This window comes from Streptomyces sp. RLA131, from assembly GCF_056270125.1.
In genome coordinates, this window is the sequence record NZ_JBWDOQ010000002.1 from 6,992,701 (window position 1) to 7,018,903 (window position 26,203).

The 26,203-nt window shown below is 73.8% G+C and carries 25 protein-coding genes; 12 read left to right on the forward strand and 13 right to left on the reverse strand.

Features of this window, described 5'->3' with window-relative positions:
- Window positions 1-13 precede the first annotated feature (13 nt).
- Window positions 14-574 carry a potassium-transporting ATPase subunit KdpC gene (kdpC, locus tag RWE79_RS32600; RefSeq protein WP_475943673.1) on the forward strand — a complete coding sequence of 187 codons (561 nt, stop codon included), beginning with the start codon at window positions 14-16 and terminating at the stop codon, window positions 572-574.
- Entirely contained in the window at window positions 571-3,126 is a 2,556-nt protein-coding gene (locus tag RWE79_RS32605; protein WP_475943674.1) for an ATP-binding protein, read from the forward strand. Before kdpC ends, RWE79_RS32605 begins: the two co-directional genes overlap by 4 nt.
- 23 nt (window positions 3,127-3,149) lie before the next feature.
- Here the strand turns inward: RWE79_RS32605 and RWE79_RS32610 are convergent, their stop codons facing one another.
- A complete protein-coding gene (locus tag RWE79_RS32610; protein WP_475946232.1) occupies window positions 3,150-5,033 on the reverse strand; it encodes an APC family permease in 1,884 nt (627 codons plus the stop codon).
- Between the two features lie 391 nt (window positions 5,034-5,424).
- On the opposite strand from RWE79_RS32610, the gene RWE79_RS32615 reads away from it, so the two are divergent.
- On the forward strand, window positions 5,425-5,643 hold the full coding sequence (locus tag RWE79_RS32615; protein ID WP_475943675.1) for a heavy-metal-associated domain-containing protein: 219 nt from the start codon (window positions 5,425-5,427) through the stop codon (window positions 5,641-5,643).
- Window positions 5,644-5,728: 85 nt separating this feature from the next.
- A complete protein-coding gene (locus RWE79_RS32620) occupies window positions 5,729-6,520 on the forward strand; it encodes a DUF1206 domain-containing protein (protein ID WP_475943676.1) in 792 nt (263 codons plus the stop codon).
- 75 nt (window positions 6,521-6,595) lie between these two features.
- On the opposite strand, the gene RWE79_RS32625 is transcribed toward RWE79_RS32620, so the two are convergent.
- Window positions 6,596-9,058 carry a SpoIIE family protein phosphatase gene (locus RWE79_RS32625; RefSeq protein ID WP_475943677.1) on the reverse strand — a complete coding sequence of 821 codons (2,463 nt, stop codon included), beginning with the start codon at window positions 9,056-9,058 and terminating at the stop codon, window positions 6,596-6,598.
- Between the two features lie 185 nt (window positions 9,059-9,243).
- Between RWE79_RS32625 and RWE79_RS32630 the strand changes: the two genes are divergently transcribed.
- Entirely contained in the window at window positions 9,244-9,465 is a 222-nt protein-coding gene (locus tag RWE79_RS32630) for a hypothetical protein (RefSeq protein ID WP_475943678.1), read from the forward strand.
- A gap of 28 nt (window positions 9,466-9,493) precedes the next feature.
- Here RWE79_RS32630 and RWE79_RS32635 read toward each other — a convergent pair whose 3' ends face one another.
- On the reverse strand, window positions 9,494-10,957 hold the full coding sequence (locus RWE79_RS32635) for an MFS transporter (RefSeq protein WP_475943679.1): 1,464 nt from the start codon (window positions 10,955-10,957) through the stop codon (window positions 9,494-9,496).
- A 46-nt stretch (window positions 10,958-11,003) separates the two neighbouring features.
- On the opposite strand from RWE79_RS32635, the gene RWE79_RS32640 reads away from it, so the two are divergent.
- Together RWE79_RS32640 and RWE79_RS32645 are read left to right on the forward strand one after the other, a co-directional pair.
- Window positions 11,004-11,594 (forward strand): winged helix-turn-helix transcriptional regulator, encoded by a 591-nt coding sequence (locus RWE79_RS32640; RefSeq protein WP_475943680.1) that lies wholly within the window; start codon window positions 11,004-11,006, stop codon window positions 11,592-11,594.
- Window positions 11,595-11,650: 56 nt separating this feature from the next.
- Window positions 11,651-12,148, forward strand: a complete 498-nt coding sequence (locus tag RWE79_RS32645) for a hypothetical protein (protein WP_475943681.1) — start codon at window positions 11,651-11,653, stop codon at window positions 12,146-12,148.
- Here the strand turns inward: RWE79_RS32645 and RWE79_RS32650 are convergent.
- The gene (locus RWE79_RS32650; RefSeq protein ID WP_475943682.1) at window positions 12,128-12,298 is read right to left on the reverse strand and encodes a hydrophobic protein; all 171 of its coding nucleotides are present in this window, start codon (window positions 12,296-12,298) and stop codon (window positions 12,128-12,130) included. The genes RWE79_RS32645 and RWE79_RS32650 overlap by 21 nt on opposite strands.
- A 183-nt stretch (window positions 12,299-12,481) precedes the next feature.
- On the opposite strand from RWE79_RS32650, the gene RWE79_RS32655 reads away from it, so the two are divergent.
- A complete protein-coding gene (locus RWE79_RS32655; RefSeq protein WP_475943683.1) occupies window positions 12,482-13,507 on the forward strand; it encodes an NAD-dependent epimerase/dehydratase family protein in 1,026 nt (341 codons plus the stop codon).
- Window positions 13,508-13,739: 232 nt separating this feature from the next.
- Window positions 13,740-14,144 (forward strand): YchJ family protein, encoded by a 405-nt coding sequence (locus tag RWE79_RS32660; RefSeq protein ID WP_475943684.1) that lies wholly within the window; start codon window positions 13,740-13,742, stop codon window positions 14,142-14,144.
- Here RWE79_RS32660 and RWE79_RS32665 read toward each other — a convergent pair.
- The 6 genes from RWE79_RS32665 to RWE79_RS32690 all read right to left on the reverse strand — a co-directional run bounded on the left by RWE79_RS32665 (window position 14,114) and on the right by RWE79_RS32690 (window position 19,606).
- The gene (locus RWE79_RS32665) at window positions 14,114-15,613 is read right to left on the reverse strand and encodes a sensor histidine kinase (RefSeq protein WP_475943685.1); all 1,500 of its coding nucleotides are present in this window, start codon (window positions 15,611-15,613) and stop codon (window positions 14,114-14,116) included. The two genes, RWE79_RS32660 and RWE79_RS32665, sit on opposite strands and share 31 nt — an antisense overlap.
- Window positions 15,610-16,389 (reverse strand): response regulator transcription factor, encoded by a 780-nt coding sequence (locus RWE79_RS32670; protein ID WP_475943686.1) that lies wholly within the window; start codon window positions 16,387-16,389, stop codon window positions 15,610-15,612. Before RWE79_RS32670 ends, RWE79_RS32665 begins: the two co-directional genes overlap by 4 nt.
- 179 nt (window positions 16,390-16,568) lie before the next feature.
- Window positions 16,569-16,946, reverse strand: a complete 378-nt coding sequence (locus RWE79_RS32675) for an SRPBCC family protein (protein WP_475946234.1) — start codon at window positions 16,944-16,946, stop codon at window positions 16,569-16,571.
- A gap of 137 nt (window positions 16,947-17,083) precedes the next feature.
- Entirely contained in the window at window positions 17,084-17,686 is a 603-nt protein-coding gene (locus RWE79_RS32680; protein ID WP_475943687.1) for a GNAT family N-acetyltransferase, read from the reverse strand.
- 97 nt (window positions 17,687-17,783) lie between these two features.
- The gene (locus RWE79_RS32685; protein WP_475943688.1) at window positions 17,784-18,341 is read right to left on the reverse strand and encodes a sugar O-acetyltransferase; all 558 of its coding nucleotides are present in this window, start codon (window positions 18,339-18,341) and stop codon (window positions 17,784-17,786) included.
- A gap of 494 nt (window positions 18,342-18,835) precedes the next feature.
- Complete coding sequence (locus tag RWE79_RS32690) at window positions 18,836-19,606, reverse strand: GNAT family N-acetyltransferase (protein WP_475943689.1); 771 nt, start codon at window positions 19,604-19,606, stop codon at window positions 18,836-18,838.
- 351 nt (window positions 19,607-19,957) lie between these two features.
- Between RWE79_RS32690 and RWE79_RS32695 the strand changes: the two genes are divergently transcribed.
- Window positions 19,958-20,278, forward strand: coding sequence for a DUF3040 domain-containing protein (locus RWE79_RS32695; RefSeq protein ID WP_475943690.1), 321 nt, complete (start codon window positions 19,958-19,960; stop codon window positions 20,276-20,278).
- On the opposite strand, the gene RWE79_RS32700 is transcribed toward RWE79_RS32695, so the two are convergent.
- Window positions 20,238-21,191 carry an alpha/beta fold hydrolase gene (locus tag RWE79_RS32700; RefSeq protein WP_475943691.1) on the reverse strand — a complete coding sequence of 318 codons (954 nt, stop codon included), beginning with the start codon at window positions 21,189-21,191 and terminating at the stop codon, window positions 20,238-20,240. The genes RWE79_RS32695 and RWE79_RS32700 overlap by 41 nt on opposite strands.
- Window positions 21,192-21,340: 149 nt before the next feature.
- Here RWE79_RS32700 and RWE79_RS32705 point away from each other — a divergent pair, with 149 nt between their 5' ends.
- Together RWE79_RS32705 and RWE79_RS32710 are read left to right on the forward strand one after the other, a co-directional pair.
- A complete protein-coding gene (locus tag RWE79_RS32705) occupies window positions 21,341-22,168 on the forward strand; it encodes an intradiol ring-cleavage dioxygenase (RefSeq protein ID WP_475943692.1) in 828 nt (275 codons plus the stop codon).
- Between the two features lie 106 nt (window positions 22,169-22,274).
- Window positions 22,275-23,447, forward strand: a complete 1,173-nt coding sequence (locus tag RWE79_RS32710; RefSeq protein WP_475943693.1) for an FG-GAP repeat domain-containing protein — start codon at window positions 22,275-22,277, stop codon at window positions 23,445-23,447.
- A 23-nt stretch (window positions 23,448-23,470) separates the two neighbouring features.
- Here RWE79_RS32710 and RWE79_RS32715 read toward each other — a convergent pair whose 3' ends face one another.
- Together RWE79_RS32715 and RWE79_RS32720 are read right to left on the reverse strand one after the other, a co-directional pair.
- Window positions 23,471-25,327: a DEAD/DEAH box helicase family protein gene (locus tag RWE79_RS32715; RefSeq protein ID WP_475943694.1), complete on the reverse strand. Its 1,857-nt coding sequence runs from the start codon at window positions 25,325-25,327 to the stop codon at window positions 23,471-23,473.
- A gap of 173 nt (window positions 25,328-25,500) precedes the next feature.
- On the reverse strand, window positions 25,501-26,202 hold the full coding sequence (locus tag RWE79_RS32720; RefSeq protein ID WP_475943695.1) for an SDR family oxidoreductase: 702 nt from the start codon (window positions 26,200-26,202) through the stop codon (window positions 25,501-25,503).
- Between the last annotated feature and the right edge of the window lies 1 nt (window position 26,203).

Here is a 26,203-nt window from a genome sequence, read left to right on the forward strand (position 1 = left end):
GAGGGCAGTCCCCATGCGTACCCATCTGGCAGCCCTGCGAATGCTGCTGGTGTTCACCCTGATCACCGGCATCGCCTACCCGCTGCTCGTCACCGGCGTCGCCCGGGCGGCGTTCCCCGGCCAGGCCGACGGATCCCTGGTGCGGAAGGACGGCAAGGCCGTCGGTTCCAGCCTGATCGGCCAGAACTTCACCGGCGCCCGCTGGTTCCAGCCCCGGCCGTCGGCGGGCGGATACGACCCGCTGGCCTCCGGCGCGTCCAACCTCGGCCCCAACAGCACCGAACTGGTCAGGAGCGTCCGGCAACGCCGGGACCACGTCGCGGAGTTCAACAAGGTGCCGGTGACCCGGGTCCCGGCGGACGCCGTCACCGCCTCCGGCTCGGGACTCGACCCCGGCATCTCGCCCGCGTACGCCGCCATTCAGGTCGACCGGGTCGCCACGGCACGCGGCCTGAGCAGCACCGCCGTCCGCGCGCTCGTCACCCGCAGCACCCACCACCGGGCCCTGGGCTTCCTCGGCGAGGAGTACGTCAACGTGGTGGAGCTCAACCTCGCCCTGTCCGGGCTGACGTGACGCCACCGGCACCCCGACCCCGGAGCCGCCCCGGAGGACTCAAGGTCTTCCTCGGGGCGGCTCCGGGGGTCGGCAAGACCTACCGGATGCTCGACGAGGGCCGGCGCCGGGCCGCCCGCGGCACCGACGTGGTGGTCGGCTTCGTCGAGTGCCACCGACGCCCGCACACCGAGGCGATGCTCACCGGGCTGGAGACCGTGCCCCGGGCCGTACGCGACCACCGGGGCACCGCCTTCACCGAGATGGACCTCGACGCGGTCCTGGCCCGCGCCCCCCAGGTGGCCCTGGTCGACGAGATGGCGCACACCAACGTCCCCGGCGGCCGGCACGCCAAGCGGTGGGAGGACATCGAGGCCCTGCTCAAGGCCGGCATCGACGTCGTCACCACCGTCAACGTCCAGCACCTGGAGTCGCTCAACGACGTCGTCCAGAAGATCACCGGCGTGCCGCAGCGCGAGACCGTCCCCGACGAGGTGGTGCGCCGGGCCGGCCAGATCGAACTGGTCGACATGCCCGCCGAGGCGCTGCGCCGCCGGATGGCCCACGGCAACGTCTACGCCCCCGAGAAGGTCGACGCGGCCCTGTCGAACTACTTCCGGGTCGGCAATCTGACCGCGCTGCGCGAACTGGCCCTGCTCTGGGTCGCCGGGCGGGTGGACGAGGGACTGCAGAACTACCGCTCCGAGCACGGCATAGGCGGCGTGTGGGAGACCCGCGAACGGGTGGTCGTCGCCCTCACCGGCGGCCCGGAGGGCGAGACGCTGATCCGCCGCGCCGCCCGGATCGCCGACCGGTCCGCCGGTGGCGACCTGCTGGCCGTGCACATCTCCCGCAGCGACGGGCTGGCCGACACCTCGCCCGCCGCCCTGACCCGGCAGCGCCAACTGGCCGAGAGCCTGGGCGGCAGCTACCACACGGTCGTCGGCGACCACATCCCCACCGCGCTGCTGGACTTCGCCCGCGCCGAGAGCGCCACCCAGCTGGTGATGGGGACCAGCCGCCGGGGCCGGCTCTCGCACCTCGTCACCGGGCGCGGCGTCGGCGAGACCACCATCGAGCTCTCCGGCGACATCGACGTCCACATGGTCACCCACGAACGCGCCGGGCGTGGCCGGCTGCTGCCCGCCACCGGCAGCGAACTGTCCCGCGCCCGCCGGGTGGCCGGGCCGGTGGCGGGCCTGGTCCTCCCGGTCCTGCTGACGCTGGGGCTGGCCAACACCCGCGGACACCTCAACCTCACCAGCGAGGCGCTGCTCTTCCTGCTCACCGTCGTCGGGGTGGCCCGTATCGGCGGTGTGCTCTCCGCGCTCCTCGCCTCGGTCACCGCCTCCCTGCTGCTCAACTACTGGTTCATCCCGCCCATCGGCCGGTTCACCATCGCCGAGGCCAACAACGCGCTGGCCCTGGTGGTCTTCGCGTCGGTCGCGGTGACCGTCGCGACCATCGTGGACCGCTCCCTGCGGCTGTCCCGGCGCGCCGCCGGTGCCACCGCCGAGGCCGAGACCCTGTCCTCGCTGGCCGGCGGCATCCTGCGGGGTGACCGGGCGGTCGGCGTCCTGGTGGAACGTACGAGGGAGGCCTTCGGCATGGAGTCCGCCGTGCTGGTCCGCCGTGACGACCGGTCCGCCGGCCCCGACGGCGGCCCCGACGCCGGCCCCGACAGCGGCTCCGACGCCGCGACCGACGCCGGAATCGACGGCGCCGTGGCGGTGCCCGTCGGCCCGCAGGACCTCCTCGTGCTGCGCGGCCGCCGGCTGGCCGCGTCCGAGCACCGGGTGCTCACCGCCTTCGCGGGCCATGTCGCGGCCGCCCTGGAACGCGCCCGGCTCGCCGAGGCCGCCGCCGAGGTCGAGCCGGTCAGGGCCGCCGACCGGATGCGCACCGCCCTGCTCGCCGCCGTCGGCCACGACCTGCGGACGCCCCTGGCCGGCGCCTGGGCCGCCGTCAGCAGCCTGCGCAGCCGGGACGTCGAGTTCTCCGACGAGGACCGCGACGAACTCCTGGCCACCGCCGAGGAGTCGCTCGACCGCCTCAACCGGCTGGTCGACAACCTGCTGGACATGAGCCGTCTCCAGGCCGGCGCCCTCACCCTGCGCCTGGAGCCCACCGCGCTCGCCGACATCACCCCGCTGGCCCTGGACACCCTGCCGGACAGCCCCGCCGGCATCACCACCCAGGGCCTGGCCGAGGTACCCGATCTGCTCGCCGACGCACCGCTGCTGGAGCGGGTCATCGCCAACCTCGTCACCAACGCGCTGCGCCACACCCCCCGGGGCACCCCGGTCCTGGTCAGCGCCAGCGCCCACGCCTCACGTGTCGAACTGCGGATCGTCGACCGGGGCCCCGGCCTGCGGGCCGCCGACCGGGAGCGGGTCTTCGAGCCCTTCCAGCGGCTCGGCGACACCGACAACACCACCGGCCTGGGCCTGGGTCTGGCGCTCTCCCGCGGCCTGACCGAGGCCATGGGCGGCACCCTCACCCCCGAGGACACCCCAGGCGGCGGCCTGACCATGGTCCTGTCCCTGCCGGCCGCCCCCGGCCCCCCGGTATGACGCCGGACCCTTCGGCGGGGATCTCAGCCCACATGCACCCGGGGGCGGCGGTCCCGGACCGGCTCGGCCTCGCGCAGCACCTCACGGGTGGTCGGCGCGACCTCGCCCTGGCCGAAGAGGAAGAAGCGCAGGAAATTGCGGAACGGATTGCCCTCGGTCCACTCGAAGTAGATGTGCGGGCGCCGGCCGGTGATGTCACGTACGTGCAGGAGCAGCGCGGCCAGCGCGTTGGGAACGCTGGAGCTCTCCAGGGTCAGCACGCGGTAGCGGTCGCACAGCACCTCGCCGCGTACGGTCAGCCCGGACTCGAACTCCGACGGGTCCAGGACGGTGACCTCGACGAAGACGAAGTCCTCCTCCGGCGGAAGGTCGTTGTCCTCGCGGATCTGCTGGACCTTCTCGCGGTACTCGGCCGCGTCGCGGCGGTCGGGCTCGTTGGCGATGAACCGGATCTTGCGGTGCGCGATGTCGCGGACGAAGCGCTCGGCCATGGCGTCCAGGGTCACCCCGGTGATGCGCAGCTCGAAGGCGCGGACGAGCCGGGACAGCAGGGAGACCAGCATGATGCCCGCGATGAAGCAGGCACCGATCTTGACGCCGTCGGGTCGTTCGATGACGTTGACGACGGTCGTGTAGAGGAAGACCGCCGAGATGACGGCGAAGGCGATCGTCGCCTTGCGCTGCCCGGCCTTGTGGCAGGCGATGGTGACGGCGATCGCCGCCGAACTCATCAGCACCAGCACACCGGTGGCATAGGCGCCGCCCTGCGCGTCCACGTCGGCGTCGAAGATCCAGGTGACCAGGAAGGCGATCAGGGTGAAGACCAGCACCATCGGCCGTACCGCGCGCGCCCAGTGCGGGGCCATGCCGTAGCGGGGCAGATAGCGGGGCATCAGATTGAGCAGCCCGGCCATCGCCGAGGCGCCGGCGAACCACAGGATGGCGATGGTGGAGAAGTCGTAGACGGTGCCGAAGGCCGAGCCCAGGTACTCGTGCGCCAGATAGGCCAGGGCGCGGCCGTTGGCCGGCCCGCCGGACTGGAAGTCCTTCTCCGGGATGAGCAGGGTGGTGATGAAGCTGGTGGCGATGAGGAAGCAGCTCATGATCACGGCGGCGGTGGTCAGCAGCTTTTTCGTGCCCCGGATCCGCCCGGTGGGGTGCTCCTCGGTGTCGCTGGCGTCGCCCTCGACATGCGGCATCACGGCCACGCCGGTCTCGAACCCGGACATGCCCAGCGCCAGCTTCGGGAAGATCAGCAGGGACACGCCGATCATCGCGAACACGTTCCCGTGCTCCTGGGTCAGCGCCGACGACCAGTCGGTGACCACGTGCGCGGCCGTCAGGACGTGCCAGAAGCCGACCGCGACCACCACGACGTTGAGCGTCAGATAGATCCCGACCAGGACGACGGCGACACCGATCGCCTCCAGGAAGCCCTTGAGGAACACAGCGCCGAGCAGCGCCACCAGAACCAGGGTGATGATCAGTTCCCGGCCGTGCAGCAGGCTGGTGAAGTGCGGGTTCTCCACCAGGTGGGTCGAGGCGTCGGCCGCCGACAGGGTGATGGTGATCAGGAAGTCGGTGGCCGCGAAGCCCAGCAGGGCCAGGACGAACAGCTTGCCCTTCCAGAACGACAGCAGCCGCTCCAGCATCGCGATCGACCCCTCACCGTGCGGGCTCTCCTCCGCCACCCGCCGGTACACCGGCAGTGCCCCCGCCAGCGTGACGATCACCAGCACGATGGTCGCGACCGGCGACAGCAGCCCGGCCGCCAGCGCCGCGATGCCCGGCTGGTAGCCCAGCGTCGAGAAGTAGTCCACGCCGGTCAGGCACATCACCCGCCACCAGCGCTGGCCCTTGTGCACCTGCGTGGGCTGGGCGTGCGGTCCCTGCTGGTGCCCGGCCATGTCGGACAGGCCCTCCAGCAGCCAGGCGCGCAGCCGGTGCCGCGGGGCGGCCCCGGGTCCGGACTCCGCTGGGGCGGTCGTGGCCACCGATTGCTCCTGTCGTACGTGAACATTCCGGCCATCGAACGGATGGCCAGGTCAGAGTACGCAACCGGGCCCCGGCGGCCGGGCAGGCGGCGGACCGGCAGGCAAATCCTGACGCGTTCTTAACGTGTCGTACCCGGGGCCCGGGCAGCGGCCGCCCGGTCCGGCGCACGTGCCCTCACCCGGTCTCCCGGGCGCGGCGGATCCGTTGCCGCCGACCGCCGGTGAACGCGGCGGCGGCCCGGTCCGTACTCCGGGCCGCAGGACCCGCCGTCCCAGCTGTCACTCTGTAACGAGGAGCGAGGCCATGGCCGAGATGCGTTACGCCGTCACCGGTATGAGCTGCGGGCACTGCGCCGCGAGCATCATGGAGGACCTGTCCCGTCTCGCGGGCGTCAGCGAGGTCACCGTCGACCTGGCCGAGCACGTCGTCACCGTCCGGGGCGGCGCGGTCGACGACGGACAGGTGCGCGCCGCGATCGTCAGGGCCGGTTACGGAGTCGTCACGACCCTGGACGCGGCCTGACCGCCACTGCATCGAACGGCCGTTCCTGGGCAGGCGCCTGACGAAGGGCGCGCATCGCGCGCCCCCTTGTCTGCGAGGAGGCCGTGTGACGCCGCACAATGAAGGGGACGCCGCGCTGACCGTCGCGGGACGGCTGGGGTTCACCGCGCGGGGCGTGGTGTACGTACTGATCGGCGTACTGGCGTTGCGCATCGCCTTCGGTCACGGCGGCCATCAGGCCGACCGCCAGGGTGCCCTGCAGCAGATCGCCTCCCAGCCGTTCGGCAACGTGATGATCTGGGCTCTGGCGGTCGGCTTCGGCTGCATGGCGCTGTGGCGGGCCGCGACCGCGATCACCAGCCGGCGGGGCAGCAACAAGACCGGCTCACGGCTGCTGAACGCCGGGCGCGCGGTCTTCTACGCCTCCGTGTGCTGGGGAACGGCCGCCTACGCGGCGGGCAGCGGCGGGTCGTCCAGCAGCGACAAGAAGTCGCAGGACTGGACCAAGGCGGCACTGGAACTCCCGCTCGGCCGCTGGCTGGTCGGCCTGGCCGGCTGCGTACTGATCGGCGCCGGCGTGGTGCTGGCCGTCCAGGCGCTGCGCCGCCGCTTCCTGCGCAAGATGGACACCGCGGCGATGAACGACCGCACCCGGCAGGTCGTCACCGTGCTCGGCACCACCGGCGGCACGGCGCGCGGCGTGGTCTACACGGCGGCGGGGATCTTCCTGATCATCGCGGCCGTCCAGTTCGACTCCGACGAGGCCAAGGGCCTCGACGCGACCCTGCGCACCTTCGCCCGGACCCCGGCCGGCCCCTGGCTCCTGGTCGCAGTCGCCGTCGGCCTCGTGCTCTTCGGCCTCTTCTCCTTCGCCTCGGCCCGCTGGCGCCGCACCTGAGGCCGCGGCCGCGGAGGCTCACCGGGTCGCGCGGCCCGCGTTCGTCCACCGGCCGGACCCGGTGAACCAACGCGGTCACCGCACCAGGTCCACGGCCGCGCCGGACAGGCCGAGCGACTGCTCGGCCCAGATCACCTTGCCGTCCGGGGTGTAGCGCGTGCCCCAGCGCTGGGTGAACTGCGAGATCAGGAACAGGCCCCGGCCACCCTCGTCCGTGGTGCGGGGGTGGCGCAGGTGCGGGGCGGTGCTGCTGGCGTCGGAGACCTCGCAGATCAGCGAACGTTCCCTGATCAGCCGCAGCCGGATGGGGGCCGACGCGTGCCGGATCGCGTTGGTGACGAGTTCGCTGACGACCAGTTCGGTGGTGAAGACGAGATCCTCCAGGCCCCAGGCGGCCAGCTGCCCGGCTGCCGCCTCGCGGGCCCGCGCCACGACGGCCGGATCGGCGGGCAGATCCCACGACGCGACCCGGTCCGGGCCCAGCACACGGGTCCTGGCCAGCAGCAGCGCCACGTCGTCGCGGGGCCGGTCGGCCAGCATGGTGTCGACCACCGTGCGGCACAGGCCGTCCAGCGACAACACCCGCCGCTCCAGGGCGCGCAGCAGCCGCTCCCGGCCCCGGCAGGAGTCCTCGGCGTCCGTGTGGGCGGCCAGCAGCCCGTCGGTGTAGAGCGCGATCACGCTGTCCTCGGCCAGTGTCACGTCCAGGGACTCGAACGGCAGACCCCCGACGCCCAGCGCGGGCCCGAGCCGCAGGTCGGGGAAGTCGATCGTCCCGTCGGGGCCGACCAGCGCCGGCGCGGGATGGCCCGCGCTGGCCATGACGCACCGGCGGCTGACCGGGTCGTAGACCAGGTACAGGCAGCTGGCCCCCAGGGCGGTGGCGGCCCGTGCCGGGGACGCCCCGACCTCCTCGCGCGAGACCCGGCCGACCAGGTCGTCGAGGTGGGCCATCAACTCCTCGGGGCGCAGGTCGAGATCGGCCAGGGTCTGCACGGCGGTGCGCAGCCGCCCCATGGTGGCGGCCGCGTCGATACCGTGGCCCACCACGTCCCCCACCACCAGCGCCACCCTGGCCCCGGACAGCGGGATCACATCGAACCAGTCGCCACCGACCCCGAGCAGATCGTCGGCGGGGCGGTAGCAGGACGCGACATCGACGGCCTGCTGGTCGGGGGTGCCGTGGGGGAGCAGGCTGTGCTGCAGGACCAGTACGGCGTCGCGCTCCCGGGTGTAGCGGCGGGCGTTGTCGATGCACACGGCCGCCCGGCCGACGAGTTCCTCCGCGAGCCGCAGATCGTCCTCGTCGAACGGTTCTTCGTTGTGCCGCCGGAAGAACGTGGTGATCCCCAGCGTGATGCCCCGGGCCCGGATCGGCACGATCATCGCCGAGTGCAGCCCGAGGTCGGCGAAGCGGGCCTCCCGGCCGCCCGGGAGGTCGCTCGCCCACTCCTTGGCGAGCGGATCCAGCCGCGCCTCCCACCAGGACGCACCGCTGCGCAGCGCCTGGACCGGCGGCGACCACGCGTGGTACGCGGCCGGGTCGCCGATCCCGACGCCCGCCTCGGGCACCCCTTCCTCCACCGTCTGCCGGCCGCCGCGCCGCAGCTCCACGGTGTCGGCGTGGTCGATCCGGCCCGGGGGCGGTTCGCCGCCCCTGATCACCGGGGCCAGCAGATCGACCGCGACGAGGTCGGCCAGGTCGGGCACCGCGACATCGGCCAGGTCCTGCGCGGTCTGCATGACGTCCAGGACACGCCCGATGAACCGGCCGGCCCGGTCCAGCAGCGCCAGCCGCCGCCGCACCCGGTTGCGCTCGGTGATGTCGATGACCGTGTAGTACACACCCATCGGATGCCCATGGTCGTCCTCCAGGCGTACGAACGACATCGAGTACGCGTGCTCGCGGTGCGGCGCCGCCATGGTGCGGCCCGTGTGTTCGTACCCCAGCACCGGGACGCCGGTCTCCAGGACACGGCGCATCTGCGCCTCCAGCACCCCGGCGTCCAGATTCGGCTGGACGTCCGCGAGCCGCCGTCCGAGCCGGTGACGTGCGGGGACGCCGCCGGACTCCTCCAGCGCCGCGTTCGACCACACGTAGCGCAGATCCGTGTCCAGGACGCCGATGCCCACCGGCGACAGCGCGATCAGCCGCTCCAGCATGGTCCGGCTCATCTGCCATCCGCCGGTGCCGCCCGCGTCGGTGACCAGCGCCACCCACCCCACCGGGGTCGGCACCAACCTGGCCGCCACCCGGACCGGACGGCCGTCCCGGTGCCGGGCCCACAGCAGCCCGGTCCAGCCACCGTCCCGGCGGCACCGCTGTGCGACCGCGCCGATCCGGGCCGCGTCCTGCGGGGTCAGCAGGGACGTGATGTCGCAGCCGATGACCTCCGCCGCCGGCCGCCCGAGCAGCGCCTCGGTGTCCCCGCTCCAGCTCATCACGGCGCCGAGGGCGTCCATCACCACGACAGCGCCGTCAGCCGTGCCGGCTGGCGCACGCTGCCGGGTGGAATCGCCCTCGCGGTCCGTCGCCACGACCACCCTTCTCTGCGCGTTCAGGCCGTATACAGGTGACCTTTCCCTCTTTCGTTCCCTATCACCCAGTCTGTGCCGAACCCTCCCAGGAGTAGGGCGGGAAGGCGGGCCGTCACGGCATCTCCAGCCGCTTCGTGATGCTTCCTTGTTCTGACGTACGCCCTGCACCCCGCATACTGAAGGCAATGACGAACTCCGGTGTTTCCAGACGCGTCCTTCCCGCCAGCCCCTTCAAAGCCCCGGCAGCGCCCCCTCTCAAGCGCTTCGACATAGGGAACCGGGTTTCCCACGACGAGCACGGCCTCGGCCGGGTCATCGGTGTCGAGGACGAGATCGCGGTGCTCGTCGACTTCGGTTCCTTCCGCGCCCGTATCACCAGCCCGTACTCCAGGATGGCCAAGCTCTGAAACCGGCGCCGCCCGGCGTCCACCCGCTTCAGGCTGCCACCGCCTCGGTGTCCAGCGCCTGCGCCGTACGGTCACCGGCCCCCCGGCCGTACGGACGGTGCAGGGCCAGCGCCGCGACGGCGGCCAGCGCTGCCGCGACGGCGGCGGCCAGCCAGCCGTGGCGGAACGCGGTGAGGGCGGCGTCGGCGGAGCGGGGCTCGCCGAGCAGGGTGACCATCACGGCGACGCCGAGCACCGACCCGGTCTGCCGGGCCATGGTCGTGACGGCCGAGCCGGTGGCGAAGCGGTGCGGCGGCAGAGCGGTGGCCGCCGCACCGACCAGGGTGGGCAGCGCGAGGCCCACGCCGACACCGGTGATCAGCATGCCCGGCAGGAAGTCCGCCGCGTAGTCCGGGGCGGTGCCCAGCGCGCCGGCCCACCACGCCATGCCCCCGCCGAACAGCAGACAGCCCAGCGCCGCCGTACGCCCCGTGCCCAGCCGTCGTACGACGCCGCCGGAGGCGACCGCGAGCGCGGGTACGACCAGCGGTCCGGGGGCGATGGCCAGGCCGGTGCGGATCGCCGAGTAGCCCCAGACCTGCTGGCACCACAGCACCGAGGTCAACAGCATCGCGGCGAAGGCCACGGTGAACAGCAGTGCCGCGAGCGTGGCGACCGCGAAGGCGGGCACCCGCAGCAGCGCCGGCTCCACGATCGGCGCGGTGTGGCGGGCCGAACGCAGCCAGAACGCGGCGCACAGCAGCACGGCGCCCGCCAGTGAGCCGATGACGCCCGGCGAGGCCCAGCCCCAGGCGGCCGCCTTGACCAGCCCGAGGGCCAGCGCGCCGATGGACAGGGTGAGCAGGGCGGCGCCGACGAGGTCGGGCAGTGGGCCGTCGCGGTCCGGGCGGGCCTCGGGCAGCAGCCTCGCCCCCGCGATCAGCCCGGCCACCCCCACCGGGACATTGACCAGGAACACCCAGCGCCAGTCGGCCTCCACCAGCAGCCCGCCGGCCACCGGGCCCAGCCCGGCCGCGATCCCGCCGATGGCAGCCCACCCCCGGATCGCCCGGGGCCGCCGCCCGGCCGGGGTGCCCGCCAGCAGCAGTGCGAGCGAGGTGGGCATCAGCGCGGCGGCCCCGGCGGCCTGGACCGCGCGGGCGGCCACCAGCCAGCCGACGTCCGGGGCGGCCGCGCAGAGCGCCGAGGCGGCGGTGAAGACCGCCAGGCCGAGCAGGAAGCCCCGGCGGTGCCCGTAGCGGTCGGCGAGCCGGCCGGCCACGACCAGCAGCGCCGCGAAGACGATCGCGTAGGCGTTGAGCACCCAGGACAGCGAGGCCAGCGAGGAGCCGCCGAAGGACGCGGACAGCGAGGGCACGGCCACGTTGACGATGAACAGATCGAGGTTCACGACGAAGACGCCGGCCGAGACGATCCAGGCCGTCGCGCGTGAGCCGGGTGGGTGCGCGGCGGGCGACTTCGCGATAAGCGAGTTTGATTCTCCAACTGACATGCGGGCAAGCTAGCGCGAGTCGGTTTGAGATGGCAACCTTGTCCGCATGACCGGATTTCCACCGGCGCTGCCGGAGCCCCTCGCGTCACCCGCCGTGCCCGACGGTTCCGATGCGGCCGCCGTGCTCGACGTGCCCGCCGTGCCGGCCCTGCCCGGACGTCCCTGCTCGGCCGCCGCCGCGCTGCACCTCGTCGGCGAGAAGTGGTCGCTGCTCGCCGTCCGCGAGATCTTCTTCGGCAACCACCGCTTCGACGCGATCGCCCGCAACACCGGCGCCCCCCGGGACCGGCTGGCCGCCCGGCTGCGCGGGCTGGAGCAGGCCGGGATCGTCGAGCGCCGCCCCTACAACGAGCGCCCCCCGCGCCACGAGTACCACCTCACCGAGGCGGGCCGCGACCTCGAACCCGTGATCCGCGCCCTCCTCGCCTGGGGCGACAAGTGGCTCATGTCCGAGCCCCCCACGGTGCTCCGCCACGGGCCCGGGACCGGCCACGAACTAAACGGTTCCTGGGTCTGCCGCACCTGCGGCGAAGAGGTGACGCCCGGCAGCCTCGCCGCCGAGATCCGCGCCCCGGGCTGGGACCGTACGGGCCCGCTCCGTCCGGATGGGAAAACAGATCAGGCGCGTCGCGGCTGAGCGGAAACGGAAACGGTCGGGGTGTCCGGCCGCCCCTGACGGGAGTCCGACCGCGCATGACCCGCATCGCCAAGTCCGTCATCGCCGCCGTCGTCTTCCGGGACGCGGCGGGTGGCCCGCACTACGCGTCCATCGGCACCCGGGTGGTCTTCGGCGCCCCGCGCGGACTGTCCCCCGGCGATCTCACGGTGACCGCCGGCGGCGTACCGCTCACCCTCACCCGGGGCCCGCGCGACACCCTGTCCGCCGTGGTCCCCGCACCCGCGCCCGCGCCCGCGCCCGCACCCGGCCTCGACCTCGCGGCGGGCGGGACGTACAGCACGCCGGTCACGGACGCCTCCGGGCGCCGCGCCCGGCAGATGAGCCTCATGGCGGAACTGCTGGCGCAGGGCTACGAACCGCTCCGGCGCACCGGCGTGGTGGCAAGCGCCCGACCGCCCGGCCGGCGTCCACCGGACGGTCCGGTTCCCGCCCGGCGCACGCGAAGGGCGGCGGATGATCCGCCGCCCTTCAGGAGTGCGCTTGTCCGCCGGCTACCACCGGTACCAACGTGACCTGCCGCCACCCGAGGACGTGCCTCGCGTGACAAAGCCGAGCAGCCACAGAACCAGCACGGCCAGCGCGATCCACCAGAGAATCTTCACCGCGAACCCAGCCCCGAAAAGAATCAGAACAAGGAGCAGTACCAATAGCAGCGGAACCATTTCCGTACCTCCTGATCTGCGGGTGCCCGCAGTTCGCTTAATTACATACAGCCGGGTTTCCCGATTCTGCGGGCGGAAACCACGGATCGCGAATCGGCCTGCTGCGTTTCCGGGGCCGGAGGAGGGGCAGTCGAGGGATGGTCCCGGTGTCTTCCGGGCCCCCGCATGCCTCTACGGCAGGACGTGAACGACATGACCGGACTGCGCATCGCCATCATCGGCGCGACGGGCAACGTCGGCAGCGGCGTACTGCGGGCCCTGGCCGAGAGCCCCGGGGTGGACTCGGTGCTGGGGATCGCCCGCCGGATCCCGGAGGCGGCAGCGGCGAAGACCACCTGGGTGAGCGCGGACCTCGGCAGGGAGGACGTGCGCACCGAACTCACCGCCCTGTTCCGCGACGTGGACACCGTCATCCACCTCGCCTGGCTCTTCCAGCCCACCCACGACCCGGCGCTCACCTGGCGGACCAACGTCCTGGGCAGCGTCCGCGTCTTCGAGGCCGCCGCCCAGGCCGGTGTGTCCGCGCTGGTGTACGCGTCGTCCGTGGGGGCCTACTCCCCGGGGCCCAAGGACCGCCGCGTCGACGAGTCCTATCCCACGCACGGCTGGCCGGAGGCCGCGTACTGCCGCGAGAAGGCCTACGTCGAGCGCTTCCTCGACGGCTACGAGCACGAGCACCCCGGGATCCGCGTGGTGCGCATGCGGCCCGGCTTCATCTTCAAGGGAACCTCGGCCTCCCAGCAGCGCCGGCTCTTCGCCGGGCCGCTGCTGCCGCGCCGCCTGGTGCGCCCCGGCACGGTACCGGTGGTCCCCGACCTGCCCGGGCTGCGCTTCCAGGCCCTGCACACCGAGGACGCCGCCGACGCCTACCGCGCCGCCGCGCTGAGCGAGGTGCACGGCGCCTTCAACCTGGCGGCCGAACCGCCCCTGGACGCCACCGCGCTCGCCGCGATCCTCGGGGCACGGGTCGTCCGGCTGCCGCGCCCGGCCGCCCATGCCGCGCTGGCCGCCGCCTGGCGGCTGCACCTCGTACCCGCCTCGCCCGGTCTGTTCGAGGCGGTGCTGCGGCTGCCGCTGATGGACACCCGCCGCGCTCGCGACGAACTGGGCTGGCAGCCCCGTCACACCTCCGCCGAGACGATCGAGGAGTTCGTGCGCGGCCTGCGCCGCGGCGCGGGTGCCGGCACCGCGCCGCTCGCCCCGGCCTGATCCCCGTCCTGATCCCCGGCCGCGAAATGGCGAAATGGCAGAATGGTGAAATGGCGTAACCCGGAATTCGCCGGAGCGCGTCCACTTGTTGCCTGTGATATGCGCGGGGCATTCACCGCCCCCTTTCAGCCGGTCCGGTGCGCTTGAGGACGCACCGGCCACCGCACCGGCCACGCACCGGCCCGCCGCGCCCCCGTGGGCCCGCGCCCCCGCGGCCCGGCAGAATGGGGGCATGTCCCGACGTTCCTCCGCCGCCTCGCACTGTCCCTGTGGGCTGCCCGCCGTGTACGCCGACTGCTGTGGCCACCCGCACTCCGGCTCGGTACCGGCCGCCACCGCCGAGGCGTTGATGCGCTCGCGGTACAGCGCCTTCGCCGTCGGGGACGAGGCCTATCTGCTGCGGACCTGGCATCCCGGCACCCGGCCGGCCAGGGTCGATCTCGACGCGGGCCTGCGCTGGACCGGGCTGGAGATCCTCGACGTCAGCGAGGGGAGCGCCTTCCACACCGCCGGCACCGTCACGTTCCGGGCCCGGTACACCCAGGACGGGCGGCCCGGCGAGCTGCGCGAGCGCAGCCGGTTCGTACGGCACGCGGGCGCGTGGGTCTACGTCGACGGTGAGTTCCCCGGCGGGTGAGCCGGCGGCAGCCGGGGCAGTGGCAGCGCGACCGTGAAGACCGTCCGGCCGGGCTCGCTGTCGACCTCGGCGCGCCCGTGGTGGGCCGCGACCACGGCGGTGACGATGGCCAGCCCCAGGCCACTGCTGCCGGCGGCCCGCGAGCGTGAGGCGTCCCCGCGGGCGAAGCGTTCGAAGACCCGGGGCCGCAGCTCGGGCGGGATGCCGGGGCCGTCGTCGCCGACCCGGATGAGCGCCTCGCCGCCGGTCACCTCGACGGTCGCGGTGACCGTGGTGCCGGGTGGGGTGTGAACGCGGGCGTTGGCCAGCAGGTTGGCGACGACCTGGTGCAGCCGGGCCTGGTCGCCGGTGATGAACACGGGTTCGTCGGGCAGTTCGATCCGCCAGTGGTGGTCCGGGCCCGCCGCGTGCGCGTCATGGACGGCGTCGGCGACCAGCGGGCCCAGGCCCAGTTCCTCGTCCTCCAGGGACCGGCCGGCGTCGATCCGGGCCAGCAGCAGCAGGTCCTCCACCAGCGTGCTCATGCGTACGACGCCGGACTCGACGCGGCGCAGGGCGCGGGCGGTCTGCGGGCCGACCTCCTCCGGGCCGCGCATGACCAGCTGTACGTGGCCGGCGATGGAGGCGAGCGGGGTGCGCAGTTCGTGGCTGGCGTCGGCCAGGAAGCGCCGCATCCGGGTCTCGGTGGCGAAGCGGGCGGCCAGCGCCCCCTCGACATGGCCGAGCAGCCGGTTCAGCGCGGCCGCCATCCGGCCGACCTCGGTCCCGGGCCCGGCGTCGGCGTCCGGCACCCGTTCCAGGGCGGTCACCTCGCCGTGGTCCAGCGGCTGACAGGACACCCTGGCCGCGGTGGCCGACACGCGCTGCAGGGGCCGCAGGTGATAGCCGATGATCACCGCCGCCGCCAGGGCCGCCAGCAGCAGGCCGCCGGCCGCCACCGCCGCCTCGACGGCGATCAGCCGGCCGACCGCGCGGTCCACCGAGTCGTACGGCAGCCCGGTGGTCACGGTCACCTCGCCCTCCCGGGAGTCGGCGTGCACGGCCTTCACCCGGTAGGCGCCGAGCCCCGGCAGGACCAGCGTGTAGTGGTGGCCGTCGGCGTCCACCGCCGACAGCGCGGCCTGCTGGCCGGCGGTCGGCTCCAGCATGGCCCCGGACGCGCCGACCATCGCCGCGCCGCGCACGCTGCCGCCGTACTCGGAGACCCCCATGGTGCCCTTCGGCACCCCGAACGCGCCCAGGTACGGCAGCCCGGTGGAGGCCAGGCCGCCGTGGGAGGAGCCGGGATCCCCGCAGCCCCTGACGCCCGTGGCGTGCTCCGCCAGCGCGTCGAGCCGGTCGTCCAGCCCGGTCATCAGATAGGACCGCATGACCAGGGTGGTGATCACCGTGATCACCACGCAGACCACCGCCAGCAGTACCGAGCTGGAGACGATCAGCCGGCTGCGCAGGCTCCGCCGCGGCTTCACCGGGACGACGGTTCGGCCGGTTTGAGGAGGTATCCCACCCCGCGCACGGTGTGGATCATCGGATCCCGGCCGCGGTCGATCTTGCGCCGCAGGTAGGAGATGTAGCTCTCGACGACGTTGCCCTGGCCGCCGAAGTCGTACGACCACACGCGGTCCAGGATCTGCGACTTGGTGATCACCCGGCGCGGATTGCGCATCAGGAACCGCAGCAGTTCGAACTCGGTCCCGGTCAGCCGCACCGGCTTGCCCGCGCGGTGCACCTCACGGCTGTCCTCGTCCAGGACCAGGTCGCCGACCGCGAGCACGGAGTCGCAGCGGCCCGCCGCACCGGAGCGGCGCAGCAGCCCGCGCAGCCGGGCCATCACCTCGTCGATGTTGAACGGCTTGGTGACGTAGTCGTCGGCGCCGGCCGTCAGGCCGCCGATCCGGTCCTCCACCCCGTCCCGCGCGGTCAGGAACAGCACAGGGACCACCGGGAGTTCCTCCCGGACCTGCCGCAGCACCTCCAGCCCGTCCATGTCGGGCAGCATGTGGTCCAGTACGACGGCGTCGGGCCGGAACCTGCGGGCCGAGCGCACCGCCGTCGCCCCGTCCAGCGCCTGGGCCGGTTCCCAGCCCTCGTAACGCAGCACCACCGACAGCAGTTCGGTCAGATGCCTCTCGTCGTCGACGACCAGGATGCGCAGCGGGCTGCCGTCGGGTCTGCGCAGCGTTTCGCGAGTCTGCCCGGAAGGGCCGGCGACGGTGCCGGAGGTCAGAGGTATGCGCGAAGCCATGTGCCGTGACACTGCCGCTCCAGGCTGTGAATTGACTGGGTGTCAGCTGAGGACGCGCTGGCAAAGCGGAGCCGTCGGCGCCGCCTGCCCGCAGGATCCTCCGAAGGCGTCCGTCGCGCCACCACCGCAGGCCGGGGCCACCGCCCGGCCCGGTGTCGGGGCCGGCGCGGGCGCCGGTGTCAGCGTCCTGCGAGCAGACCGCCGACGGCCCGGCCGAAGGCCAGCCGCCCCGCCCAGGCCGTCGGCCGGTCGAAAGCGCCCGGCAGCACCGCGATCCGCAGATCCTCGGTCCACACGACCTCGGAGCCGCCGGCCGCTTCCCGTACCTCGATCTCGGCCCAGCCGGTGACGACCGTGCCCCGTTTCTCCAGCCGGCAGTGCCCCGGCGTGCCGGGCACGGGCGCCGTCCAGCGCACGACCTCCATCGGGTCGTCGAAGGCCAGCCGCCCGATGCCGCTGCGCGCGACGAACCTGGTGCCCGGGCCGTTCGGCGGCGCGGTCGTCACCGTGATGGTGGTCAGCGGTACGTGGGCCGCGTGGCGGGGCCAGTCCGTCATCCGGCGCCAGGCCTCGTCGACGGGCAGCGCGGTGCGGTGCTGGATGCGGAAGACGGCGGTCACCGGCCGAGCATAGATCGCTCCGCGCGTCCGGCCGGCCGGCCAGCCCGGCGCGGCCGGACGCGGCGCGGCGCGGGTCACTCCAGGAGCCAGCCCGACAGCCACCGCTCCCGGACACCGGGCCACTCCGAGGCGACCAGCGAGTAGTAGACGGTGTCGCGCCACGACCCGTCCACCCGGCGGGAGTGCCGGCGCAGCGCGCCCTCGCGGATCCCGCCGATCCGCGACACGGCGTCCTGCGAGGCCTGGTCGAGATCGTCGAGCCGCCACTGCACCCGCTGGAACCCCAGGTCCTCGAAGGCGTGGTAGATCAGGATGAAGTGGATCTCCAGATGCGCCGGGGTGCCCCACAGCGAGGGGGACAGCCAGTTCCAGCCGATGTCCACCCGCTCGTCCGCGACCGAGATGTCCAGATACGCGGCCCAGCCCGCCGGCTGCCCCGTCGAGCGCGGCAGCACCGTGAACACCACCGCCTCGCCGGCCGCCTGCTGCGCCAGCCGCTGCTCGGCCAGCGCGGCCATCTCCGCCTCCGAGTTGGGCGTGACGGTCGGCAGCCAGCGCCAGATGGAATCGTCGCCACCGCCGGCCGCGTACAGCGCGGGGACATGGCTGAGCACCAGCGGGACCAGTCTGACGTACCGGCCGTCGATGGAGACAGGAGCGGGGAAGCGTGCTGCCATGAACCGAACGCTAGGCCGAGAGGCCGTCGGTGTGCGGCCACTCGGTCAATTACATCCCCTTACATCCCCGCTTGCATCCCCGCGGAGGCCACCGAGGTCAGGGAATGTCCCGCAGCACCCGGCACGGATTACCCACCGCGACCACCCGCTCCGGCAGGTCCCGGGTGACGACACTGCCCGCGCCCACCACCGTGTTCTCGCCGATCGTCACGCCCGGGCAGACGATGACGCCGGCACCCAGCCAGGCCCCGTCACCGATGGTGATGGGTGCCGTGGTCTCCCAGCCGGCCCGCCGGTCGGCCGGGTCCAGCGGGTGGATGGCGGTCGCGAGCTGCACCCGGGGGCCGATCGCCACCTCCTCGCCGATGGTGATCGGGCCGCAGTCCAGCATGATCGCGTCGTAGTTGACGAAACTGCGCGCGCCGATCCGGATGTTGTACCCGTAGGCGCAGGTGAAGGGAGCCTTGACGTACGCGCCCTCGGCGAGCCCGCCGAGCAGCCCCAGCAGCACCTCCCGGGAGCCGGGGGCGTCGGCCGGCGCCGTGGCGTTGAACCGCGCCGCCATCCGCTCGGCGGCCTGCCGGTCGGAGGTCAGCCGGGGATCGAGGCTGCGGTAGCGCTCACCGCGCACCATGCGTTCCCGGTGGTCGCTCACTGTGCCACGCCACTTCCGTCGTTCCCGCGCTGTCCGCGCTGTCCGCGCTGTCCGTGCTGCTCAGACGCCCGAGCAGCGGCGTCCGCCGTTCAGGCACTGTACAACCGCCGTCATCTGCGGCTCGGTCATGACGTTGACGAACAGGGCGTGATCGGTCCGAGGGCCGTGACGCTGCCCGGGGAACGCGTCCACCGCGCCGGGCACGCCCGGCGGCAGCGCGTAGGACAGCAACGACGGTCAGCCGCGGCACCGGGAAGGTACCGGACGGGCAGCCGCCGTTGGCGGCCGGACCTGGCGGTGCACGGTCAGATGCCCGTGGCCGCGCCGGGACCGGCCGTCAGGGGAGCGGGCTCACCGGCACCGGCGATGTCGGTGAAGTCCCTCGCGTACGGGCCCGGTTCTCCCGCTCCGTGCTCCGGCCCCGGGCTCGCCGGGCTCGGGCCGCTGCCGGATGTGCGGTCGGTGAGCGCGAACCCCATGCCCGCCACGGCCGGTCAGCGGGCGGCCTGCGGGGCGACGCGCGTCGCGGACAGGCCCGGTGCCCCGTCGCCCCCGGCCCCGGGCCCGGCCACGGGGACACGTACGCCGGAGAACGCCGTCATGCGGCGCAGCCGGAAGCCCAGCGACTCGTAGAGCCGGATGGCACCGGTGTTCTCCGCGGCGGCGTGCAGGAACGGCGTCTCGCCGCGCTCCCGTATCCCGGCGGCGACGGCCAGGATCAGCCGGGTGGCCAGTCCCTGGCCGCGGTGGGCGTCGTCCGTGCAGACCGCGCTGATCTCGGTCCAGCCCGGCGGGTGCAGCCGCTCGCCCGCCATCGCCACCAGGGCGCCCTCGCGCCGGACGCCGAGATAGGTGCCCATCTCGACGGTGCGCGGCAGGAAGGGCCCCGGCCGGGTGCGCTCCACCAGCTCCAGGATCTCCGGCACGTCGTCGGCGCCGAGGCGCACCGCCTCCTCGTACGGCTCGGCGGGCACACCGTCACCGACCAGTTGGACGCCCTCGATGTGGAACTCCACCTCCCAGCCGTCCGGCGGCGGCACCCGCACGGCGGCCAGCGGCACCAGCGCCCCCGGCCCGGCCAGCGCGGCGGTGTCCTGCCAGTCCGCCGCCTCCGGCACGTCCGGCAGGGCCAGCCACGGCGACACGTCGGCCGGGTAGCGCAGGACCCGGCCCCGGCGCTCCGCGAAGTGCGCGTGCGGGCCGGTCAACGAGGAGCGGGCGGGGTTGTCCAGGGGATGTCGGGGGTGGGGCGCGCTCGCGCTCATCGGGGCCGGCCTCCGCGGGGTCGTGTCATTCGGGCAATGGCGTCAAGCGTCCGGCCCGCCGCGCTATTCCGGCGCACCGCCCGACCAGCCGCGCCGTACTGCCGCGCCGCCCCCGGCCGCGATGCCCGCCAGGGCCATGAACGACGCCGGGGCGGGCGGGGCGTGGTAGCGGTCGCGACGGACATCGTGGTCTCCTCGGATGAACGGGACGGGTGGTGGCACCCGTATGGCACTCGTAGAGGTGGACGGCACGGCGGTACGGAACTCGGGTGGGCGGCGCGCTGTTGGGCGCGCCCCGTCGGGGTACTCGGAAGAAGGGACCGGTGGCGGGTGGCGGAGGTGGGGCGATCCATGGACGGGCACGGGTCCCGGCTGTCGAGCCGGGAGCAGCGGATTCTGGCCCAGATCGAAGTGGTCCTCGGACAGGACAGACGCCTTGAGCGCCGGCTGCGGACCCTGCGCGCCGGCCCGTGGGCGAGGTGCGCGGACCGCACCCGGCGGCTGCGGCCGTGGGGGTTGGTGCTGTTGGCACTCGCCTCGGTGACCTTGCTGGTGCTGGCGGTCCGCACTCCGGTCCCGGTGCTGATCGTGGTCTTCACCATGACCTGGACGCTCACCGTGGCGTTGTGCCTCACGGCCTGCCGGCGGTGGGTGCGGCGCGGCCGGTGGTGACCGGGCCGGGCTGACGGAGCGGCAGCAGGAAGCGCAGCACCTCGGTGGTGAAGACCTCCGGCTGCTCCCAGTGCGCGTTGTGACCGGCCTCGGGCACGACGACCGTCCGGCAGCGCGGCAGCTGCCCGGCGACCAGCCGCGCCATGGACGGCGGGGCGTAGAGGTCGGCGTCGCCGGTGACCAGCGGTACCGGGGTGTCCAGGGTGGCGAGCGCGGACCGGGTGACGGTGTTGGCGAACGGCAGACGCGGCTCGGCCCCAGGCCCGCCCTGCGGGCCCGCGCGCCGGGCGATCTCCAGCCAGGCGGCGACCCCGTCCGGGTTGCCGCCCCGGTAGGACGGCCCCAACTCCCTGAACTCCAGGGGCAGGTCGTCGAAGCCCACCGGGCGGAGCGCACTGCTGCGCGCGGCGTGGCCGGGCTCGGCGATGCCGGCCAGGCTGCCCGCCAGCACCAGGCCGCGCAGGCGATCGCCGTACGAGAGCGCGTAGTCGAGCGCGATGCAGCCGCCCGCCGCCGCGCCCAGCAGATGGAACGCGGGCAGGTCGAGATGCTCCACCAGGGCGTGCAGGTCGGCCGACGCGGGCCGGGCGGTGGGGCGGTCGTGGCCCGCCGGACGCGCCGGACGCGCCGGGCCCGCCGCCGGACCTGCCGGACCCGGTGCCGAGCGGAAGCGGCCGCGCCGGGAGTAGCCGATCACGCGCAGCCCGTGCCCGGCCAGCACCGGCTGCTGGTACGGCCAGCTCTCGCCGCTGCCCGAGGCGGGGTGCAGCAGCACCACGGGCTCGCCGGGACCGCCGGTGTCCCAGCACCACAGACTGGCCCCGCCGGGGACCGGCACCTGCCGTTCGGTGACCGCGACCTGCTCCGGGACGGGCACGGGAAGCCAGTCGATGTACGAAGGTGAATATGCCATCCCCCAGGCTAGTGTCGACAGTCGGGTGGATTGAGCGATTCTCATGCTGTGAAATCGCTCAACTGTCGACACGTATCGACCGTAACTTTGATTGAAACCACAGGCGGGTGATACGCCCGGCACAGGGAACCTCCGTAATTTCCGTGGCCATGACAGACAACTCCTCTGCCGACAGGCAGAGCACCGCGAATCACCGGGCCGCGAGCCCCGTCAGCCGTCGCCGTGTCGTCATCGGCGGCACCGCCTCCGCGGCCGTGGCAGGCCTGGGCCTGGCCGGCGCAGCCTCCGCGGCGGGCGGCAGCGGCCGCCCTACCGGCTCCACGGCCGCTTCGGCCACCGTTTCCACCACCGTCTCCAGCGGGGTGTGCTCACTGACAGCCGAGGTCACCCAGGGTCCGTACGCCCTCGACGGCGCGCTGGTCCGCGAGGACATCACCGAGGGCAAGGACGGCGTGCCGGTGGAGTACACCTTCACCGTCGTCGACGAGGCCGACGACTGCGCGCCGCTGGCCGACGCGCTGGTGGAGATCTGGCACTGCGACACCCTGGGCGAGTACTCCGGTTTCGTCGGCGGCAACGGCCACAGCGAGGACGACGACGGCACCTTCCTGCGCGGCGGCCAGCTCACCGACTCCAGCGGCCAGTGCTCCATCACCTCCATCTGGCCCGGCCACTACGTCTCCCGCGCGGTCCATGTCCACCTGCGCGTCCACACCGGGGTCACGCTGACCGACGACTCCTACACCGGTGGCAGCCTGATCCACACCGGACAGCTCTTCTTCGACCAGGACATCAACACCGCGGTCCAGAAGCTCTCCCCGTACTCCGCCAACACCACCAGCGAGACCTTGCTGGAGAACGACGGCATCTACGACGACGGGGGCGCCTCCAGCGGTCTGCTCACCCTCACCGCCCTCGGCAGCTCCGTCTCCGACGGCTACGCCGCCACCCTCACCATCGGCGTCAGCACCGACTGACGACCTCCCCCGACGGCCGGCCGCGCGGGCCTACGGCCCCCCGCTGCCCGCGCGGCCGGCTCCTCCCCACCTCCGACCCCCCCACCGGAAGGACCCCCGTTCGCCCATGAGCGAGCACAAGAAGCACATGACACGCAGTGTCCTGGCGGCCGGCGCGGCCGGCGCCTTCGTCCTGGCCGCCGGCCTGGCCGGCCCGGCCTCGGCGTTCGTCACCACGGGCGAGGAGTGCTCGGGCACCCTCACCTTCACCGCCTCCGGCACCTCCGCCGCGGCGGGCGACAACACCCGCCAGGTCGCGACCGGCGACCTGAACGGCGACGGCGCCCAGGACGTAGTGGCCGCCAACCTCGACGGGAACTCGGTCACCGTCCTGCTCGGCAACGGTGACGGCACCTTCGCCACCGGCACCGAGTACGCCGTGGGCACCAAGCCCTACCAGACCGTCGTCGCCGACTTCGACGGCGACGGCAACCCCGACATCGCCTCCGCCGACTTCGGCGGCGCGACCGTCAGCGTCCTGCTCGGCAGCGCCGACGGCGACGGCACCTTCGGCACCGCCACCCAGTACACCGTCGGCGAGGCACCCCGCTCCCTCGCCCCCGGCGACCTCGACGGCGACGGTGATCTCGACCTGGTGGTGGCCGAGCAGGACACCGGCTCCGTCGGCGTCCTGCTCGGCAACGGTGACGGCACCTTCGCCGTCCAGGCGCAGGCCCTGAGCGTGTCCCGGCCGCACGGCATCGTCCTGGCGGACTTCGACGGCGACGGCGCGCCGGACATCGCCACCGCCAGTGTCGGCAGCGGCGCTGTCAGCGTGCTGCCCGGCAACGGCGACGGCACCTTCGGCGCGGCCACCGACTACGCGACCGTCTCCCGGCTGTACTCCATCGCCTCCGGTGACTTCGACGGCGACGGTGACACCGACCTGGCCACCGTCAGCAACGGATCCAACGTCCTGGAGATCCTGCTCGGCAACGGCGACGGTACCTTCGGCGCCGCGACGGCCTACACCACCCCGGGGCTGCCCGTCGCCGTCAGTGCGGCCGATCTCGACGCCGACGGCAACAGCGACGTCCTGGTCTCCTCCCTCAACGGCACCTCCGTCACTCTCTTCCAGGGCGCCTCCGGCGGCACCCTCACCGAACTGTCCGAACTCACCGCCGCCGGTGCCTATGACGCCTCGGCCGCCGATCTCAACGGCGACGGCACCGAGGACATCGCGGTGGCCGACAGCAGCGCCGACCAGGTGGATGTCTTCACCGGCTCCTGCGAGGCCTGACCCGTACGACGACCGAGGCGGCGCTACCCGCCCGAGCAGCGGCACCGCTCGCAGCGCTCCTCCCCGGGCGGGCAGGTCGCCCCGCAGCACTCGCACGCCGGCGGCGGCCTCAACGGCCCGTCGCCGGCGAGCAGTTCATTGAGGCGCCGGACCACGGCGGTCTGGCAGGCCGCAGCCTCGTCGGGGGAGAGGCCGCCGAATCCGCCGAGGCGCAGCAGGGCGGGCCGCAGTTCGCGCAGCGTCCCGGCGCAGGCCTCCGCGTCGGGCAGCGACAGCGTCGCGATCGCGGAGACCGGGGGCAGCGTCTCCACCAGGGACCGGCCCGTCAGGAAGGCGGACGCGATGCCGGAGAAGAGGCCGTCAGTGCCGCCCGGGAGGGTGATCAGCCGCCAGACCGTGGCCCCGTCGGCCGGCCACGGGGCGTCGGCGGCGACGCCGGCGCCCGCCGCCAGGCGGGCCGCCCGCCATCTGGCGGTGAGGGCGACCGGCCACTGGGCGTACAGGCCCCGGTGCCCGGCGAGGGCCCGGCCCGCCGCCGTGCGCCACGCGGCCAGGGCGTGCGGGATCTCGCCGGGAGCGGGTCGGCCCAGCTCCTCCCAGGCGGGAAGCAGTGGCAGCCGCCCGCGCCCCGGGGCGGCGCCGTCGACCGCCGCCTCCACCGCGTCACGCAACAGCCGTCGCCCGGGCGGCTCCACGGGCAGGGCCGTGTGGTAGGCGCCGACGACCCCGTCGGCGTACGCGGCCAGCCGGGCCGGCGACCACCCCGGAGGCGACCCCGGTGACCAACCCGGTGACGACCCCGGTGACGACCCCGGAGCCGGGGACTCCGGCTCACCGGGCCCCGGGCCCGGCAGCTGTGCGAAACGGACCGTGGCCAGCGGCGGCACGGGGTCGCGCCCGAGGACCGCGGTCGTGACGGCGATGTCGACCTCCCTGGCGGCCAGCCGGCGCAGTTGCTCACAGCGGACGGCGGCGGGCAGCGACTCGTACAGCACCGTCGCCACCCGTCCGGCGGTGAGCAGCTCGCGGTGCAGCGCGTGCGCCCACGCGCGGTCCCGGACGACGACCACCGTGCCCGGCGCCAGTTCGCCGGGACCGGCCGGAGCGGCGAGGGTGAGCGGCGCGGCCCGCTGACGCCCGACGGTCTCCACACGCGCGGCCCCCGGCCCGGTGAAGAACGCCCCGAGCAGCGCCTCGTCCCGGGGCACGCCGGTGACGTGCACCGTGCGCTGTGCCCCTGTCAGCAGCAGCCGGGCCAGGGCGTCACCCTCGACGGCGTCCACGACCAGGACGTCGGCGGCCGGGCGGACGTACTCCGGGGTGCAGCACAGCAACCGGGCCCGGCTGTTGACGCGGCCCTGGTCCGTGGCCAGGCCGACCTCCCGGGAGCCCAGGCGGGCCCGCAGCAGCCCGAACGCCTGCCGGGCGTGGGCGTGCCGTGCCGTGACGTAGACGCCGCTGCCCGGCTGTCCGGCCAGGGCCTCGACCACGGACCGGGTCCTCCCCGAACGGGGCGGTCCGAGATGCAGCAGGACCCGCTCGGGCACCGGATCCCGGACCGGGAGCCGCACCCTGACCCGCGCGGCGGCCTCCTCCCGCAGTGCGCCCTGCCGCCGTCGTTCGCTCTCCCGCCCGCGGGCCAGTGCTCTGCGCCGCCCGGTCCCGGCCAGGGCCCGCGCCTCCCGGGCCGCGGCGAGGGCGCTGTGGAAGGGCTCGGGCCGTGCCACGATCTCCCCCACCTGGGCGGGGTCGAAGGACCGGGTGCCGGGGTCGCGTCGCAGCAGGCCGTAGTCGACGGCGAGTTGGATCTCGGACCGTGGCAGGCCGAGCAGTTCGCTGGTCTGGGCCAGGCCGAGATGGCTGTTCAGGTGCATGGTCATGGTTGTGTCCGCGCCGGGCGCCCGTCGGCGGGAGCAGCCCGGCGCACCCCCCTTCGTCACGCGACGTACGGGACAGCGCTGCCGACATCACTCACCGTAACCGAGGGGTCTGACAACGGGCCCCATGGCCGGAGCCGAATCCGGTGCCGGAGCCCGAGCCGGTCCAGCCGGTCTCACACCGGCTGGCCGAGCGGCCGCACGATCACCGTGTTGACATCGACCCCGGTCGGCTGGGTGATCGCCCAGACCAGCGAGGCGGCCAGTTCGTCGGCGCTCAGGAGGCGGCCCTCGGGCAGGCCGCCCATGCCGTCCCAGAACGGTGTCTCCACCCGTCCCGGGGCGATGAGGGTCACGCCGACACCGTCGGCGGTCACCATGCGCCGGGCGTTCTCGGCGAGCCCGGTCACCGCCCACTTGGTCGCCCCGTAGATGTTCCCGGGGGTGTTCTGGAAGCCCGCGACGCTGCCGATCAGCACGATCCGCCCGCCCGTTTCCTTCAGGGCGCCGAGCGAGGCCCTGATGAGCAGTGCGGGGCCGAGGACGTTGGTCAGGACCATCTCGCGCCATCCGGCGGGGTCGCCGTCGGCGAGGGTGTCGTGGGTGGCGAATCCGGCGTTGGCGACGACGGTGTCGAGCCGCCCGAACTCCGCGAGGACGGACGCGACGGCCGCCTCGACCGCTTCGTGGTCGGAGGCGTCCCCGGGGAGCACCAGAAGTTCCTTCGGGCTGCCCAGCTCGTGGGCGAAGGCGTCGAGCCGGCCGCGGTCGCGCCCGGTGACGGCGACGCGGTGGCCGAGGGCGAGCAGCCGGCGGGCCGCCGCCGCGCCGATGCCGGTGGAGCCGCCGGTGATGAGTGCCACAGGAGAGTCGGTCATG

Excerpts from the sequence above, each read along its gene's own strand:
- RWE79_RS32630 (WP_475943678.1), top strand. The coding sequence starts at position 9,244 with ATGACGAACTCCGGTGTTTCCAGACGCGTCCTTCCCGCCAGCCCCTTC.
- RWE79_RS32695 (WP_475943690.1), top strand. The coding sequence starts at position 19,958 with ATGGACGGGCACGGGTCCCGGCTGTCGAGCCGGGAGCAGCGGATTCTG.
- kdpC (WP_475943673.1), top strand. The coding sequence starts at position 14 with ATGCGTACCCATCTGGCAGCCCTGCGAATGCTGCTGGTGTTCACCCTG.
- RWE79_RS32640 (WP_475943680.1), top strand. The coding sequence starts at position 11,004 with ATGACCGGATTTCCACCGGCGCTGCCGGAGCCCCTCGCGTCACCCGCC.
- RWE79_RS32660 (WP_475943684.1), top strand. The coding sequence starts at position 13,740 with ATGTCCCGACGTTCCTCCGCCGCCTCGCACTGTCCCTGTGGGCTGCCC.
- RWE79_RS32715 (WP_475943694.1), bottom strand. The coding sequence starts at position 25,327 with ATGACCATGCACCTGAACAGCCATCTCGGCCTGGCCCAGACCAGCGAA.
- RWE79_RS32635 (WP_475943679.1), bottom strand. The coding sequence starts at position 10,957 with ATGTCAGTTGGAGAATCAAACTCGCTTATCGCGAAGTCGCCCGCCGCG.
- RWE79_RS32680 (WP_475943687.1), bottom strand. The coding sequence starts at position 17,686 with ATGGCAGCACGCTTCCCCGCTCCTGTCTCCATCGACGGCCGGTACGTC.
- RWE79_RS32700 (WP_475943691.1), bottom strand. The coding sequence starts at position 21,191 with ATGGCATATTCACCTTCGTACATCGACTGGCTTCCCGTGCCCGTCCCG.
- RWE79_RS32720 (WP_475943695.1), bottom strand. The coding sequence starts at position 26,202 with ATGACCGACTCTCCTGTGGCACTCATCACCGGCGGCTCCACCGGCATC.
- RWE79_RS32645 (WP_475943681.1), top strand. The coding sequence starts at position 11,651 with ATGACCCGCATCGCCAAGTCCGTCATCGCCGCCGTCGTCTTCCGGGAC.
- RWE79_RS32705 (WP_475943692.1), top strand. The coding sequence starts at position 21,341 with ATGACAGACAACTCCTCTGCCGACAGGCAGAGCACCGCGAATCACCGG.
- RWE79_RS32710 (WP_475943693.1), top strand. The coding sequence starts at position 22,275 with ATGAGCGAGCACAAGAAGCACATGACACGCAGTGTCCTGGCGGCCGGC.
- RWE79_RS32615 (WP_475943675.1), top strand. The coding sequence starts at position 5,425 with ATGGCCGAGATGCGTTACGCCGTCACCGGTATGAGCTGCGGGCACTGC.
- RWE79_RS32690 (WP_475943689.1), bottom strand. The coding sequence starts at position 19,606 with ATGAGCGCGAGCGCGCCCCACCCCCGACATCCCCTGGACAACCCCGCC.
- RWE79_RS32650 (WP_475943682.1), bottom strand. The coding sequence starts at position 12,298 with ATGGTTCCGCTGCTATTGGTACTGCTCCTTGTTCTGATTCTTTTCGGG.
- RWE79_RS32675 (WP_475946234.1), bottom strand. The coding sequence starts at position 16,946 with ATGACGGACTGGCCCCGCCACGCGGCCCACGTACCGCTGACCACCATC.
- RWE79_RS32670 (WP_475943686.1), bottom strand. The coding sequence starts at position 16,389 with ATGGCTTCGCGCATACCTCTGACCTCCGGCACCGTCGCCGGCCCTTCC.
- RWE79_RS32610 (WP_475946232.1), bottom strand. The coding sequence starts at position 5,033 with ATGGCCGGGCACCAGCAGGGACCGCACGCCCAGCCCACGCAGGTGCAC.